At 35.4% G+C, this 991-nt stretch carries 1 protein-coding gene; it reads right to left on the bottom strand.

Annotated features, from left to right (window positions below):
* On the bottom strand, nt 1-991 hold a 991-nt coding region (locus ACP5GV_RS08055; RefSeq protein ID WP_428103285.1), incomplete at both ends, for an ABC transporter substrate-binding protein.

Raw genomic sequence — 991 nt, 5'->3', positions numbered from 1 at the left:
CCTGATGAGAACATTTCATATGCAGTATTTGGATCTTTAACCCAATAAATTATTATAGTATCATTTGGTTTTGGTATATCAGAGACGTTTGATGGCCAATATGGGTTTGGCTTTAATACAACGCTTTGACCTGGGGTATAAGATGATATCATGTATGGACCTGTTGACATTGGATTATCCTGTACTTGTAAATTATAATTACCCGCATTACAAGTTTGTTCATAAGAATAGAAAGATTCTGCTAATTGAGTGAGATTATTGTTATATAAGCCTGTCAGATTTATACCATCACCAACGCTTTCTAGCCATTTTGCATCTAAAACTGCTCCACCACCTAAGGTATGAGATAGTGCCATGAAGAAAAGTGTAGGTGTGACTGGCTGAACTAAATGGAATGTAATTGTGTCGGTTGCATTATCATAAGTTACCGCACTTATAATTTCTTTTGCTGCTAAGGTATCATTAGGTGATTTGATAACAGATGTGTATGGAGTATAGTTAGGTATTAGATATTGAGTTATTAACCATCCACCTGTTGAGGGGACTCCCCCAGCACAAAGCATACCTCTAACTATACTATACCAAGCATCATATGCTGTTATAGGATCTCCATTTGCTGCTTTTAAATCAGGCCTTATTTTAAATGTATAAACAGTATAATTAGGAGAAATACCCCCATAAGTATCTCTTTGAGACCAATTACCAACTGTTGGTATGTATTCTGCAGCCATTGGTAAGAAGCTGGTAGTACTAGATCCTTTATAAATAACTAAGGTTGAAAATACATTTGCAATAACTTCCCAACCAACTGTTTCCCAGTCTACATCAGGATCAAAGCTATATGGTCCTCCAGGTACGTTTTCTGCAACTATTATTGTACCTGGATTAGGTACCTTTAATGTTGCAGAATATATTGAAAATGGTAAGCTAGATGATGATACTGCAACTGTTTGATATGTTGTATAATTATATGTTTTTCCTGATGATACGT

It is taken from the genome of Caldisphaera sp., assembly GCF_049974385.1.
Classification (GTDB): domain Archaea; phylum Thermoproteota; class Thermoprotei_A; order Sulfolobales; family Acidilobaceae; genus Caldisphaera.
This window is presented reverse-complemented; position numbering and strand designations above follow the sequence as displayed.